General features: G+C 75.4%; 12 protein-coding genes. 1 reads left to right on the top strand and 11 read right to left on the bottom strand.

Annotation, left to right across the window (positions count from 1 at the left end; translation table 11 throughout):
- Window positions 1-13: 13 nt before the first annotated feature.
- The 8 genes from ACFWMZ_RS04655 to ACFWMZ_RS04620 form a co-directional block, all read right to left on the bottom strand.
- Window positions 14-1,324 carry a hypothetical protein gene (locus ACFWMZ_RS04655; protein ID WP_383177581.1) on the bottom strand — a complete coding sequence of 437 codons (1,311 nt, stop codon included), beginning with the start codon at window positions 1,322-1,324 and terminating at the stop codon, window positions 14-16.
- A complete protein-coding gene (locus ACFWMZ_RS04650) occupies window positions 1,321-4,122 on the bottom strand; it encodes a DEAD/DEAH box helicase (RefSeq protein WP_383199498.1) in 2,802 nt (933 codons plus the stop codon). Before ACFWMZ_RS04650 ends, ACFWMZ_RS04655 begins: the two co-directional genes overlap by 4 nt.
- Window positions 4,123-4,141: 19 nt before the next feature.
- Window positions 4,142-4,732: a sugar kinase gene (locus ACFWMZ_RS04645; RefSeq protein ID WP_383177587.1), complete on the bottom strand. Its 591-nt coding sequence runs from the start codon at window positions 4,730-4,732 to the stop codon at window positions 4,142-4,144.
- Window positions 4,729-5,901, bottom strand: a complete 1,173-nt coding sequence (locus ACFWMZ_RS04640) for an ROK family glucokinase (protein WP_383177590.1) — start codon at window positions 5,899-5,901, stop codon at window positions 4,729-4,731. The genes ACFWMZ_RS04645 and ACFWMZ_RS04640 overlap by 4 nt, the downstream gene beginning before the upstream one ends.
- Window positions 5,902-5,992: 91 nt before the next feature.
- Window positions 5,993-6,862 carry an ATP-binding cassette domain-containing protein gene (locus ACFWMZ_RS04635; RefSeq protein ID WP_383199496.1) on the bottom strand — a complete coding sequence of 290 codons (870 nt, stop codon included), beginning with the start codon at window positions 6,860-6,862 and terminating at the stop codon, window positions 5,993-5,995.
- Complete coding sequence (locus tag ACFWMZ_RS04630) at window positions 6,859-7,926, bottom strand: ABC transporter permease (RefSeq protein ID WP_383199494.1); 1,068 nt, start codon at window positions 7,924-7,926, stop codon at window positions 6,859-6,861. Before ACFWMZ_RS04630 ends, ACFWMZ_RS04635 begins: the two co-directional genes overlap by 4 nt.
- Window positions 7,923-8,927 (bottom strand): sugar ABC transporter substrate-binding protein, encoded by a 1,005-nt coding sequence (locus tag ACFWMZ_RS04625; RefSeq protein ID WP_383177599.1) that lies wholly within the window; start codon window positions 8,925-8,927, stop codon window positions 7,923-7,925. The genes ACFWMZ_RS04630 and ACFWMZ_RS04625 overlap by 4 nt, the downstream gene beginning before the upstream one ends.
- 257 nt (window positions 8,928-9,184) lie before the next feature.
- On the bottom strand, window positions 9,185-9,949 hold the full coding sequence (locus ACFWMZ_RS04620) for a GntR family transcriptional regulator (RefSeq protein ID WP_383177602.1): 765 nt from the start codon (window positions 9,947-9,949) through the stop codon (window positions 9,185-9,187).
- A 101-nt stretch (window positions 9,950-10,050) separates the two neighbouring features.
- Between ACFWMZ_RS04620 and ACFWMZ_RS04615 the strand changes: the two genes are divergently transcribed.
- Complete coding sequence (locus tag ACFWMZ_RS04615; protein ID WP_383177605.1) at window positions 10,051-11,055, top strand: Gfo/Idh/MocA family oxidoreductase; 1,005 nt, start codon at window positions 10,051-10,053, stop codon at window positions 11,053-11,055.
- A gap of 51 nt (window positions 11,056-11,106) precedes the next feature.
- On the opposite strand, the gene ACFWMZ_RS04610 is transcribed toward ACFWMZ_RS04615, so the two are convergent.
- From ACFWMZ_RS04610 to ACFWMZ_RS04600, 3 genes are all read right to left on the bottom strand, one after another.
- Entirely contained in the window at window positions 11,107-12,291 is a 1,185-nt protein-coding gene (locus ACFWMZ_RS04610) for a cytochrome P450 (RefSeq protein WP_383177608.1), read from the bottom strand.
- Window positions 12,292-12,403: 112 nt separating this feature from the next.
- Window positions 12,404-13,108 carry a response regulator gene (locus ACFWMZ_RS04605; protein ID WP_383177611.1) on the bottom strand — a complete coding sequence of 235 codons (705 nt, stop codon included), beginning with the start codon at window positions 13,106-13,108 and terminating at the stop codon, window positions 12,404-12,406.
- Complete coding sequence (locus tag ACFWMZ_RS04600) at window positions 13,105-14,349, bottom strand: sensor histidine kinase (RefSeq protein WP_383199492.1); 1,245 nt, start codon at window positions 14,347-14,349, stop codon at window positions 13,105-13,107. Before ACFWMZ_RS04600 ends, ACFWMZ_RS04605 begins: the two co-directional genes overlap by 4 nt.
- Window positions 14,350-14,355 lie beyond the last annotated feature (6 nt).

Raw genomic sequence — 14,355 nt, 5'->3', positions numbered from 1 at the left:
ACGTACGGCCTTCTCAGGCCCCGCCGCCGGGCAGCCCCCCGAACACCGCCACCGGGTCCAGCCCCGGGGTGCCGGTGGGCCACCAGTCGTCGCGGCCGGGGTCGGAGATGTAGCCGTACCAGAGGCCGTCGCGGCCCAGGCGGAGCTGGCGGTCGGCGGAGGGGTGGGTGAGGCGGTTGCGTTCGGGGCGGAGGCGCGGGTGTCCGGCGGCGAGGAGGGCGGGGCGGGCCCGGTCGAAGGGGCCCGCGGGCGGGTCCCAGGGCTCCTCCAGGGCGGCGAGGCCCGCCTCGCCGCCGAGCTGCCAGGCGGCGACGGCGCGGTGCAGGGCGGTGACGTCCCGTCCGGCGGCGCGGGCCAGGCGGGCGTAGAGGTCGCGGGCGGCGGAGGTCAGGCCGGAGCCGGGCCGGGCGGCGGCGATGCGGACCGCGTCGGCCCAGTGGCCGAGCCCGGCGAGCGGGTCGCGGCCGGTGGTCAGCAGGGCGTGGGCGCGGGCGGCCGCCTGGGTGGCGAGCTGGTCGAGGGCGAGCGGGTCGGGGCCGCCGTGGCCGGACGGGTACGAGGGCGGCGGCGCGGGCCCGTCGGGGACCGGGGCGGGCGGCGGCAGGGGCGGGCGGGGTCCGGCGGTGAGGACGTCGCGGGCGCGGACGCCCGGCAGGGCGGGCGTCCTGTGCGGGTCGTCGGCCCCGTCGCTGCCGTCGTCCGGGCCGACGTCGGCGCCGGGGGCGGGGCGGGCGGCGCGGGTGACGCTGAGCCGGGTCAGGGTGTCGAGCAGGTCGTCCTCGCCCCGGCCGCGCAGGAGCAGCAGGACGAAGGGATCCTGGTCGAGGAGGCGGGCGGTGCGGTGGCAGAGCGCGGCCGCGTGTTTGCAGGGGCGGACCGGGTCGGGGCAGGTGCAGTCGGGCACCAGGTCGCCGGCGCCGGGCAGCAGCGGCACCGGGCCCTCGGCGAGGGCGGGCGGCAGTTCGCGGTCGAGGAGGGCGGCGAGGTGGGCCGGGTGGTCGGCGATGTGGTCGAGGAGGCGTTCCCAGGCGTCGTCGGTGAGCGGGCGGACCCGCAGCCGTGCCCGGTAGGGGCGGGGGCGGCTGCCGTGGACGTAGGCGAGGACCAGGCCCGGGGTGACGGTGACGGCGTCGACGCTGCCGCGCGCGGCGTACTCGCTGCCGCGCTCCAGGCGCCCGGGGTCGCGGGACTGCGCGGTGAGCGCGGTGACCCAGGCGCGCCCCCACCAGGTGGTGGCGGCGGCGTCCCCGGCCTGCTGGGCGGGGAAGGTGCGGCGCAGGCCGTCGGCGGAGGCGCGGGCGCGGGCGCCGGTGGGGCGGTTCACGAGGTCCTGCGCAGGGAGACGAGGTCGGTCAGCTCGCGGTCGGTCAGCTCGGTGAGCGCCCCTTCGCCGGAGCCGAGGACGGCGTCGGCGAGGGCCCGCTTGGCGGTGAGGAGTTCGGCGATGCGGTCCTCCACGGTCCCTTCGGTGATGAGCCGGTGGACCTGGACGGGCCGGGTCTGGCCGATCCGGTAGGCGCGGTCGGTGGCCTGCTCCTCGACGGCCGGGTTCCACCAGCGGTCGAAGTGGAAGACGTGGGAGGCGCGGGTCAGGTTCAGCCCGGTCCCGGCGGCCTTCAGGGAGAGGACGAGGACGGGGGTGCCGCCCTCCTGGAAGCGGTCGACCATGCGCTCGCGCTCGGCGATCGGGGTGCCGCCGTGGAGGAGTTCGGCGGGGACGGCGCGGGAGGCGAGGTGGGCGCCGATGAGCTTGGCCATGCCGACGTACTGGGTGAAGACCAGGGCGGAGCAGTCCTCGGCGAGGAGGGTGTCGAGGAGTTCGTCGAGCAGGGCGAGCTTCCCGGAGCGGCCCTCCAGCCGGGCGGGTCCCTCCTTGAGGAACTGCGCGGGGTGGTTGCAGATCTGCTTGAGGGAGGTGAGGAGCTTGAGGACCAGGCCGCGGCGGGCGATGCCCTCGGACGCCTCGATGGCGGCCAGCGACTCGCGGACCACCGCCTCGTAGAGCGAGGCCTGTTCGCGGGTGAGCGGCACCGGGCGGTCCGTCTCGGTCTTGGGCGGCAGTTCGGGGACGATGCCCGGATCGGACTTGCGGCGGCGCAGCAGGAAGGGCCGGACCAGGCGGGCCAGCCGCTCGGTAGCCTCGGGGTCCTCGCCGGACTCGACCAGCCGGGCGTGCCGGGCGCGGAAGGCGGTCAGCGGGCCGAGCAGGCCGGGGGTGGTCCAGTCGAGCAGGGCCCAGAGTTCGGAGAGGTTGTTCTCGACGGGGGTGCCGGTGAGGGCGACGCGGGCGGCGGCCGGGATGGTGCGCAGCGCCTGGGCGGTGGCGGAGTGCGGGTTCTTGACGTGCTGGGCCTCGTCGGCGACGACCATGCCCCAGCGGATCGAGGCGAGCGACTCGGCGCTGGAGCGCATCGTGCCGTAGGTGGTGAGGACGAAGCCGTCGGGTACGTCGCCGAGGCTGCGGCCCTGCCCGTGGTAGCGGCGGACCGGCACGCCGGGGGCGAACCGGGTGATCTCGCGCTGCCAGTTGCCGAGCAGCGAGGCGGGGCAGACCACGAGGGTCGGGCCGCTGCCGGTCCGCTTGAGGTGGAGGGCGATCAGGGTGACGGTCTTGCCCAGGCCCATGTCGTCGGCGAGGCAGCCACCGAGCCCCAGCGAGGTCATCAGCTCCAGCCAGCCGAGGCCGCGGAGCTGGTAGTCGCGGAGGGTGGCGTTCAGCCCGGGTGGCGGCTCCACGCGGCCGGGCGGGGCGGTGAGCCGGTCGCGGAGGGCGGCGAGCGCGCCGACCGGAACGGCCTGGACCGGCTCGCCGTCGACCTCGGCGGTGCCGGTGAGGGCCACACCGAGGGCGTCGACCGGGTCGAGCAGGCCGAGGTCGCGTTTGCGGGCGCGGCGCACCACGTCGGGGTCGACCACCACCCACCGGTCGCGCAGCCGCACCACCGGACGGTGGGCCTCGGCCAGTTCGTCCATCTCGGCCTCGCTGAGCCGCTCGCCGCCGAGCGCGACCTGCCAGCGGAACTCCAGGAGCCGGTCGGCGTCGAAGAAGGGGGTGCCGTCGGTCGCCGAGCCGGGGGCGCCGCGCACCTCGGCCTCGGCGGTCAGCTCCCGGGCCAGTTCTCTGGGCCAGTGCACGGGGACCCCGGCGGCGCGCAGCCGCTCGGCGGCCACGCCGAGCAGGTCGGAGAGTTCCGCGTCGTCCAGCGGGAGCACGTCGGGGACGGGCTGGTCGGCGAGGCGTTCCAGGGGGGCCCAGACGCGGGCGGCGCGGCGCAGGGCGAGCGCGGCGTCGATCCGGGCGCGGGGGCCGAAGCCGGGCAGCCGCTCCCCCGACCAGAGGGCGGCGGCGTCGGCGACGCGGGTGGGGTCGGCGAGGCTGTGGACCTGGAGGACGGCGGCCCCGGCGCCCCGGCGGCCGTCGTCGCCCTCGGGGTCGAAGAGGCCGTACGCGGAGAGGTCCAGGCGGAGCGAGACGCTGACCCCGGCGTCCTGTCCGGCGGCGGCCAGCGCCGCCCAGCCGCGTGCCTGCGCCAGCCGCTGCGGTGCCCGGGCGGCGAAGGGCGCGCCGAGGGCGTCGGCGGCGGCCGGGGTGCGTGGCAGGGTGTCGGCGACGGCGTCGAGGAAGGCGCGGAGCAGCGCCTCGGGTTCGGCGACCAGCAGCGGGGCCCGGCCCTCCAGGGTGACGGGGTGTCCCTCGGGCGGCAGGGCGGCTGCGACGGCCCGGAGCCGGGCCAGGTCGGCGGCGTCCAGCGGGCCGGCCCGCCAGGCGTCCTCGTCGGCCTCGGTGAGGCCGGGCAGCAGGCGGCCCCGGGTGACGAGGTCCAGGGCGAGCCGGGCGGCCGCCTGCCAGCAGGCCGCGGAGGGGCTGGGGGCGGGGTCGGCGAGCAGGGCGGTGAGGCCGTCCTCGACGTCGAGGACGGCGGCCTCCACCTGGACGCGGCGCACGGTGGCGCCCCGGGCGCGGGCGACGGTGAGGGTGGTGGTGGCGCCGGTGTCGCGGGGCGGGGCGCCGCCCTCGGGCGACCACCAGGCGAGGCGGCCGCGGCGGGGCAGCACGGCGGGCAGGAAGGTGACGGCCGCCCGCTCCGGCCCGCCGCCGGTGCGGCGCGCGGCCCCGCTCACCGGAGGGCTCCCGGTCCGCTCACGGCGTGCTGGTGGCGACCACGTAGACCAGGGCCTCGCCGGTCGGCTTGCGGGTGACGGTGATGTCGTGGGTGGGCAGCGGGTCGTCCTGGCGGTGGGTGAGGCCGGACCAGGGGCCGGAGACGCCGAAGTCCCAGCCGGTGACGGACTGGTTGCGGGCGCTGATGGTGACCTCGCCCTGCCGCAGCTCCTCGGGGGTGGCGTCGTAGGTGGCGAGGAAGGCGGCCAGTTGCTCCTCGGTGGTGCGGAACTGCACGTACAGGCGGCTGGTCTTCCAGTTGTTGGTCTCGTAGTAGGCGACGTGCCAGGCGTTGGGCGGGATGGGGACCTGGTAGACGCGGCGCTGCACCTGGGAGGGCCAGCCGGTGGTGAGGCCGGTCGCCGACCACTTGCGCTCCTTGTCGCGGCCGCTGTCACGGCTCTGCCCGGCCGAGACCAGCAGGTACCCGGCGGGGACGCCGATCAGCAGCACGATGACGATGGCGGTGATCCACCGCCTGCGCACGGTGCGGCGGCGCTGCTCGCGGGTGGGGTGCGGCGGCGCGGCCTCGGGCCCCGGCTTGGGTTCGGTGGGGCTGGGGACGCTCATGACGGGGTTTCCTGGCTGGTGGCGGCGGTCTGCTCGTCGCCCGCGCGGCGGCCTTGGACGTACCGCTCGTAGCGTTCGTACCGCTCGACGCGGCGTCGCTTGGCGCGGCGGAAGCGGCGGGCGACCAGGCGGGCCAGGTCGGCGGCGCCGACCATGCCCGCCTCGGGGCCGAGCTGGGCGCGGGTGATGCGGGCCTCGGGGCGGTAGCCGCGGCCGGTGAGCTGGCGGCGGAAGGCGTCGCGGGCCGGGAGGATCAGCAGGTCGTCGGCGGCGCTGACGCCTCCGCCGACGACGAAGCAGGACGGGTCGAGGGCGGCGGCGAGGTTGGCGATGCCGACGCCGAGCCACTGCCCGATGTCGCCGAGCAGCTCCACGCACATCGCGTCGCCCTCGCGGGCGAGCTGGGTGATGAGGGGTCCGGTGATGTCGTGGACGTTGCCCTGCACCCGGTCGATGAGGTTGTACGCGACCGGGGAGTCGGCGGCGGCCAGCTCACGGGCCTCGCGGACCAGGGCGTTGCCGGAGCTGTACTGCTCCCAGCAGCCGCGGTTGCCGCAGGGGCAGCGGTGGCCGCCGGGGACGACCTGCATGTGGCCGAACTCGCCGGCGACGCCGTACTTGCCGCGCTTGACCTGGCCGTCCTCCAGGATGGCGCCGCCGATGCCGGTGCCCAGGGTGATCATCACCAGGTGGTCCTCGCCGCGTCCGGCGCCGAAGCGCCACTCGGCCCAGGCGGCGGCGTTGGCGTCGTTGTCGACCATGACGGGGACGGCCAGGCGCCCGGAGAGCCGGTCGCGGAGCGGTTCGTTGCGCCAGGAGAGGTGGGGGGCGAAGAGGACCCGGTTGCGGTCGGCGTCGACCCATCCGGCCGCGCCGATGCCGACGGCGTGCACGTCGTGCCGGTCGGAGAGGTCCAGCACCAGTTCGACGATGGTGTCCTCGACGACCTTGGGGCTCTTCGACTTGTCGGGCGTCTCGGCCCGGAGCTGTTCGAGGATGACGCCGTCGGGGTCCACGACGCCCGCCATCACCTTCGTCCCGCCGATGTCGATGCCGACGGTCGGCACCCGGGGCGCGGTCAGGTGGGACCGCCTCTCCCTCGTGCCGACGGTACGCAGGACGGTGGCCCGTGCGGAGCCGCGGTGTGCGAGGTCGCGGTAGGTGCTCATCGCGACGATTCTGCCTTACCGGGCGCGCCAGGCGCACACGCGCCCGCCCGGGTGCGTACCCCGGCGGGGGCTCGGCCCGCCGGGGTACGGGTCACCGGGTGCCGGTGTCCGGGCGGTCCGCGGCGGCCCGGCCGAGGTGGTCGGGGACGGGGGCGCGCTCCAGCGCCTCGCCCAGTTGGTCCAGGTCGGAGCCGCCCGCCATCTGCCGGGTCAGCTCGTCCAGGTCGATGTCGCCCTTGAGGTGGCTGCCGGCCATGGCACCCCGCTTGAGCAGGACGAAGCGGTTCCCGACCAGGTAGGCGTGGTGCGGGTTGTGCGTGATGAGCACGACACCGAGACCGGCGTCGCGGGCGGCGGCGACGTACTTGAGGACGACGCCGGACTGCTTGACGCCGAGGGCGGCGGTCGGCTCGTCGAGGACGAGGACCTTGGCACCGAAGTAGACGGCGCGGGCGATGGCCACGCACTGGCGCTCGCCGCCGGAGAGGGTGCCGATCGGCTGGTCGACGTCGCGCAGGTCGATGCCCATCCGGGCCAGCTCGGCGCGGGCCGTCTCGCGCATGGAACGGACGTCCATGCGGCGGAACGGTCCCTTGCCGAGGGTCGGCTCGGAGCCGAGGAAGAAGTTCCGCCAGACCGGCATCAGCGGGACCACGGCGAGGTCCTGGTAGACGGTGGCGATGCCCTGGTCCAGGGCCTGGCGCGGCGAGGAGAGGTGGGTCTCCTCCCCGGCGACGCGCAGCGTGCCGGTGTCGTGCGGGTGCAGACCGGCAATGATCTTGATGAGGGTGGACTTGCCCGCGCCGTTGTCGCCGAGGACGCAGGTGATCTCGCCCGCGTGGACCTCCAGCGAGACGTCCTCCAGGGCGCGGACGTTGCCGTAGTACTTGCTGACGTCGGCCAGCTCGACGAGGGCGCCCGGGTCGGCCGGGGCCTCGGTGGGTGCGGGGTGCGCGCTCATGCCGTCTCCTCCGCCCGCTTGCGGACCCAGTGGTTGAGCAGGGTCGCCAGCAGCAGCATCGCTCCGAGGAAGAACTTGAACCAGTCGGGGTTCCACTCGGCGTAGACGATGCCCTTGCTCGTCATGCCGAAGATCAGCGCGCCGATGGCGGAGCCGATCGCGGAGCCGTAGCCGCCGGTGATGAGGCAGCCGCCGATGACGGCCGCGATGATGTAGATGAGTTCGTTGCCGACGCCCTCGCCGGACTGGACGACGTCGAACGAGAAGAGCAGGTGCTGGCCGGAGATCCAGGCGCCGAGGGCCACACCGAGGTAGAGGCCGATCTTGGTGGCGCGCACCGGCACGCCGACGGCGCGGGCCGCGTCGGCGTCGCCGCCGGCCGCGAAGATCCAGTTGCCGTACCGGGTGCGGAGGAGGATCCAGGTGGCGACGGCGACCAGGGCGATCCACCACAGCACGGTGATCTTGATGTTGACGCCGCCGACGGTGAGCGTCGAGGCGAAGACCGCCCTGGCGGAGCCGAAGCCCTCCATGTCGGCGATCGACTTGGTGGAGACGGTGCCGCTGATCAGCTTGGTCAGGCCCAGGTTCAGGCCGGTCAGCATCAGGAAGGTGCCGAGCGTGATGATGAAGCTGGGCAGCCTGGTGCGGGTGAGCAGCGCGCCGTTGAAGAGTCCGATGGCGAGGGTGACCAGCAGGGAGACGCCGACGCCGACCCAGACGTTGGCGGTCATCTGGTAGCTGAACATCGAGGAGACCAGCGCCGAGCTGGTCACGGCGACACCGGTGGAGAGGTCGAACTCGCCGCCGATCATCAGCAGCGCCACCGGCACCGCCATGATCCCGATGGTGGAGGCGGCGTAGAGGACCGTGGTGAGGCTGGAGAGCTGGAGGAAGCTGTCGGCGGCGAAGACGAAGAAGACGAAGACCGCGACGGCGCCGACGACCGCGCCCAGCTCGGGGCGGCCGAGGAGCTTCTTCAGCGGGGAGCGGGTGATCAGCCGCTCGTCGGCGGCGGCCGGGGCCGCTGGGCCTGAGGGGGTGGCGGGTGCGGGCGCGCTCATCGGGTGCCCCGCTTGGTGTGGTCGGCGAGGGCGTCGGCGTCCTTCTCGGTGATGATCTGCGGACCGGTGAGGACCGGCCGGCCACCGCCGAGGACGTCCGCGTTGTAGTGGTACAGCCAGAGCAGGTCGACCGCCTCGTACCCCTGGAGGTAGGGCTGCTGGTCGACGGAGAAGCCGAGGGTGCCGTCCTTCAGCCCCTGGGCGACCTTGGCGTTGAGGTCGAAGGTGTTGATCTCGGCCTCGCTGGAGGCGCCCTCCTTGGCCTTGACGGCCGCGTCCGCGAAGGGCGCGCCGAGGGTGACCACGGAGTCGAGGCTCTTGTCGGTCTGGAGCCGCGCCTCGATGGAGGCCTGCACGTCGGGCATGTTGGTGCCGTCGACGTAGAGATTGATCAGCTTGCCGTCGAAGCTCTCGCGGACGCCGTCGCAGCGCTGCTCGTGGCCGACGTTGCCCTGCTCGTGCAGGACGCAGAGGGCCTTCTTGCGGCCGCGCTTGTTCAGCTCCTCGCCGACGGCCTCACCGGCGATCTCCTCGTCCTGCCCGATGTGGGTGAGGGCCCCGAACTCCTTGGACTTCTCGGAGCCGGAGTTGACGGTGACGACCGGGATGCCGGCCTTCACGGCCCGCTCGACGGCGGCCTTCATCGCGCCGGGCTTGGCGAGGGTGACGATCAGGCCGTCGACCTTCTTGTCGATGGCGGCGTCGACCAGCTGCGCCTGCTGCTGGGCCTCGTCGTGGTGCGAGTAGAGGAACTTGATGTTGTCCTTGGCGGCGGCCTGTTCGGCGCCCTTCTGGACGATGTCCCAGAAGGTGTCGCCGTCGCCGGAGTGCGTGACCATGGCGAAGGTCCAGCGGGGCGTGTTCACCGCGGCCCTCCCCTGGGCCGCCTCGGCCTTGGCGGCGTCCTCGGCGCGCTTGCCGCCCGTACTGCTGCATCCCGCGAGGGATGCGCCGAGAACCCCCGCCAGCGCGATGCTTACCCAGGTCCGAAACCGTGCCACGAGGCCGTGCCCTTCTCGCTGTGCCGCTTCATGCGAAGGGGGCGGAGAAGCCGCCCCAACCGCCCAAGTATCCCCGACCACCCCCGGCGGCTCTCAGGCCGGGGGCCCGGGGCCGCCGGACCGGCCCGGCGCCCCGGGGGCGCGAGGCCCGCGTCTGCGGGGTCAGGGGAGGTTGTAGTGGGGCCTGCCAGGCCCGTCAATGTGTGCGACGCCACGTTGGCGGTTCGTTGTACGACCGTTCCCGTACGGCCTCGCGCTCAGCGGCGGGCGAGGAGCTGGAAGTCGAAGGAGTGGCGGGTGGCCCGGTAGACGTGGCTGCCCAGTTCGACGGCGCGTCCGGTGTGGTCGCGGCTGAGGCGGCCCATGGTCAGCAGCGGGGCGCCGGGTGCCTCGCCGAGCAGCTCGGCCTCCTCGGCGGTGGCGGCGCGGGCGCCGACCGACTGGCGGGCGCTGTGCAGGGTGACACCCGCCTCGCGGAGCAGCGTGTAGAGGCCGCTGCCGGCGAGCCGGGCGGGGTCGAGTTCCAGCAGGCCGGCGGGGAGGTGGTTGGTGAGCCGGGCGAGCGGTTCGCCGTGGCTCAGCCGCAGCCGCTCCAGGCGGACGACCTCGCTGCCCTCGGCGACCTGGAGGGCGGCGGCCGTCTCGGCGGTGGCGGGTTCGGTGGCGCAGCGCAGGACGCGGGTGGTGGGGCGCAGCCCGGCCGCGTCGAGGTCGTCGTGGAGGCTGCTCAGCTCCAGCGGGCGGCGCAGCGGGGCGTGCAGGACCTGGGTGCCGACGCCCCGGCGGCGGACCAGCAGCCCGGCGTCGACCAGCGACTGGATGGCCTGGCGGACGGTCGGCCGGGACAGGCCCAGGCGCCGGGCGAGGTCGATCTCGTTGCCGAGGAGGGTGCCGGGGGCGAGGGCGCCGCCGGTGACGGCGGCCTCCAGTTGCTGGGCGAGCTGGTGGTAGAGCGGGACGGGGCTGCCGCGGTCGACGCCCAGGTGGAGCGAGGCGGTGGGGTCGTGGTCGGTCGGGGGCACGCAGGCGAGCGTAGGGGATGGCGGGAGGGGCGGGAAGCGGTGCGGTCCGGTTGTCCGGACAACCGGTTGACGGGACGGACGGTGCCCTGCACGTTGGGTCCATGAGGATCGCACTCGCCGGAACCGGCCGGATCGGCTCGGCCCACGCCCGGACGCTCGCGGCGCACCCGAAGGTGTCGTCGCTGGTGGTGGCGGACGCGGAACCGGAACGGGCGGCGGCGCTGGCGGCCCGTACGGGGGCGGAGGCGGCGCCGGACGTGGACGCGCTCTTCGCGGCGGGACCGGAGGCGCTGGTGGTGACGGCGGCGACGGCGGCGCACGCCCCGCTGATCGGGCGGGCGGCGCGGGCCGGGCTGCCGGTCTTCTGCGAGAAGCCGGTCGCGGTGGACCTGCCGGGGACGCTGGCGGCGCTCGCGGAGGTGGAGGCGGCGGGCACGGTGCTCCAACTCGGTTTCCAGCGGCGCTTCGACGCCGGGTACGCGGCGGCCCGGCGCGCGGTCCGCTCGGGGGAACTGGGCCGCCTGCACACCGTCCGCGCCCTCTCCTCGGACCCCGCTCCCCCGCCGCCCGCCTACGTCCCGCTCTCCGGCGGCCTGTTCCGCGACTGCCTGGTGCACGACTTCGACATGGTCCGCTGGGTGACGGGCCGCGAGGTCACCGAGGTGTACGCGGTGGGGTCGGACGCCGGTCCCGCGATGTTCCGCGACGCGGACGACGTGGACACCGCGGCCGCCCTGCTGACCCTGGACGGCGGCGCCCTGGTGACGGCGACCGCGACGCGCTGCAACGGCGCCGGGTACGACGTGCGCATGGAGCTGGCCGGTGAGGCGGCCCAGCTCACGGTGGGCCTGGACGCCCGGGCTCCGCTCACCTCGGCCGAGCCCGGCGGCCCGGCCGCGCCGAAGGACCCGTGGCCCGGTTTCCTGGAGCGGTTCGCCCCGGCGTACGCGGCGGAGCTGGACGCCTTCCTCGCGGTGGCCCGGGGTGAGCTGGCCAACCCGTGCGACGGGCGCGAGGCGCTGGCGGCGCTGCGGATCGCGGAGGCGTGCGAGGTGTCGCGGCGGGAGCGCCGCCCGGTGCGGCCGGCGGAGATCGAGGGCGGCTGAGCCCGGTCGCGTGCGGCGGCCCCGGCGCGGCGGCGCGCCGGGGCCGGTCGTTCACCAGCGCAGCGGGAGGTCCTTCACCCCGCGGATGAGCAGGCCCGGGGCCCAGCCGGAGGGTTCGCCGTCCGGCGCGAGCTCCGGGCAGCGCTCCAGCAGGGTGGTGAGGGCGATCCGTCCCTCCATGCGGGCGAGCGGAGCGCCCAGGCAGAAGTGCAGGCCGTGACCGAAGGCCAGGTGGCCCTGGGCGCGGCGGCGGATGTCGAAGCGGTCCGGGTCGGGGAAGCGGGCCGGGTCGTGGCCCGCGGCGGCGAGGCTGACCAGCACCGGTTCGTGCTTCTCCATGCGAACGCCGCCGATCTCCAGCGGTTCGCCCGTGTGCCGCCAGGTGGCGGTCTCGATGGGGCCTTCGTAGCGCAGGATCTCCTCGACGGCACCGTCGATCAGGGCGGGGTCGGCGCGCAGCGCGGCGAGCTGCTCGGGGTGGCGGAGCAGGGTGTGGACGCCGCCGGCGATGAGGTTGACGGTGGTCTCGTGGCCGGCGATGAGCAGCAGGTAGGCCATGGCGCGCAGTTCGCTGGAGCTGAGCTGGTCGCCCTCGTCGTCGGCGGTGCGGATGAGGTCGCCGATCAGGTCGCCGGTCGTCCCCGAGCGGCGCTTCTCCTCGATCATCGCGTCGAGGAAGGTGCCGAGCGCGGCGAGGTTCACCTCGGGTGGCACGTCGCCGGAGGGGGCGACGACCTCGCTGGACATGCGGCGGAAGGCGGCCCGGTCGGCGACGGGCACGCCGAGGAGTTCGCTGATGACGGTGAGCGGCAGCGGGAAGGCGAACGACTGGACGAGGTCGGCGCGGCCGTGCGGCACCATGGCGTCCAGCAGGTCGTCGGTGATGCCCTGCACGAGCGGCGCCAGCGCCTGGACCCGGCGGGCGGTGAACTCGCGGGCGACCAGGCGCCGGAGCCGGGTGTGCTCGGGCGGGTCGGCGGTGAGCATGTGGCGCCCGATGAGTTCGCCCTCGGGGATCTGGATGCCGAGGTCGGCCGGGTCCTTGGAGAGGCGCTGGTCGGCGAGGGCCTCGCGGGCCTCCTCGTAGCCGACGACCAGCCACGCCTCCATCGGGCCGTTCCCTCTCGGGACGCGGACGCGGTGGACCGGGCCGCGTTCGCGGAGTTCGGCGTAGACGGGGTACGGGTCGGCGGTGAACTGCTCGCCGTAGGCCGTGAGGTCGATGACGTCGGTCATGGTTCCCCCTTCGTACCGGCGCCGCGTCAGGTCCCTCCCGGTGCCGCGCCAGCCCAACCACCCTACTGTTCGCCCCTGTTGGCGTATTCGTCGAGGCTTGCCCCGGCGTGTCTCACCGGCCCCGGGGTGGCGGGCCGCCCGGTGCGGGGTCGGCCGGGTACCCGGCGTCGTAGGTGAGCAGGGCGATCTGCACGCGGTTGTTGAGGCCGAGGCGGGCGAGGACGCGGGAGACGTGGGCCTTGACGGTGGCGACGCTGAGGTACATCTCGGCGGCGATCTCGGCGTTGGACGCGCCGCGGCCGACCGCCAGGGCGACCTCACGTTCCCGGGGCGCGAGGGAGGCGAGCCGTTCACGGGCCCGGGTGCGGCGGGTGTGCGGGCCGTCCTGGGCGACCTGGTCGATGAGCTGCTGGGTGACGGCCGGGGAGAGCACCGGGTCCCCGGCGGCGACGCGACGGACGGCGGCGACGATCTCGGCGGGCGGGGTGTCCTTGAGGACGAACCCGGCCGCTCCGGCGCGCAGCGCCCGCAGCACCTGCTCGTCGGCGTGGAAGGTGGTGAGCAGCACGACCTCCGGGGCGTCGGGCAGGGCGCGGAGCCGTTCGGTGGCGGTGAGGCCGTCGACGTGCGGCATGCGGATGTCCATCAGGACGACGTCCGGCCGGACCCGCTCGACCAGGGCGGGGACCTCCCGGCCGTCGCCCGCCTCGCCGACGACGCGGAGGTCACCGGCGCCGCCCAGCATGAAGGAGAGGCCGGCCCGCAGCAGCGGGTCGTCGTCGACGAGGAGCACCGTGATCTCGGTCGTGTCTCTCATGACGCCCACGGTAGCCAGGCGGTGACCCGGAATCCGCCGTCCGGGGCGGGCCCGTGGCCGAGGCGGCCCCCGGCGAGCGCGGCGCGTTCGGTGAGTCCGATGAGGCCCTGTCCGGAGCCGGGTACGGGCGGGACGGGTCCGGGCGGGGCGGCGTTGGCCACGGCCACGTCGAGGCCGTCGCCCGGGCCGCCGGTGAGGGTGACGGTGACGGGGGCACCGGGGGCGTGTTTGCGGGCGTTGGTCAGGCACTCCTGGACGATGCGGTAGACGGTGCGGCCCAGCGCGGGCGGGACGGCGGCCGGGTCGGTGACGCGCCGGTCGAGGGTGAGAGGGGTGCCGCCCTCGCGGGCCTCGTCGAGGAGGTCGCCGAGGGCGTCCAGGGTGGGCTGGGGGCGGGCGGCGTCGGTGTCGTCGCCGGTGCGCAGCACGCCGATGATCGCGCGGAGGTCCTGGAGGGCGTCGTGGGCGCTGTCCCGGATCACCCCGGCGGCGCGGGCGATCTCGGCGGTCGGGGCGTCGGGCCGGAACTCCAGCGCCCCGGCGTGCACGCTGAGCAGGGTGAGGCGGTGGGCGAGGACGTCGTGCATCTCGCGGGCGATCGCCTCCCGGGCCAGCCGCTGGGCCTGCGCGGCCCGCAGCTCCGCCTCGGCCTCGGCGCGCCGGGCGCGTTCACGCAGGCTGAGCAGGAGCTGGCGGCGGGAGCGGACGTACATGCCCCAGCCGACGGTTCCGGAGATCAGCAGCGCGGCGAAGACGATCGCGGCGACGTAGTGGAGGCCGGGGTCGGGGTAGAGCCAGAAGGTGAGCGGTGCCGAGGCGAGGGAGAAGACGGCGACCCAGGCGACCTGGCGGAGGGGCCGGTGGACGGCGACGGTGAAGAGCCCGACGACGGCGGCGCCCCCGGCGGTCTGCGCGACGACGGCTACCACGGCGGTGGCGACGGCGAAGCCGAGCGGGTACCGGCGCCGCACCCAGACCGCCGCGCAGGCGAGCGCTCCGACGACCTGGTCGGCGACGGCGACCCCGGCGGGGACTCCGGAGGCCTGCTGGAGGACGTCGAGGCCGGTGAGGCCGATCACCACGGCGACCGCGAAGCAGACGAAGTCGGCCGCCCAGTCACGCGGCCGGCGCCGGGCCGGCCGGTCCCGGGCGGGGTCGGCCGGGTCGGTCGCGGGCCGGGCCGCGGCAGCGGGCCGCTGGGGTGGCGGGGTGGTGGGGTGGCGGTCGGCGCGGATTCCCATGGTCGG

This window comes from Streptomyces sp. NPDC058373 (genome assembly GCF_042723275.1).
Classification (GTDB): Bacteria; Actinomycetota; Actinomycetes; order Streptomycetales; family Streptomycetaceae; genus Streptomyces.
This window is presented reverse-complemented; position numbering and strand designations above follow the sequence as displayed.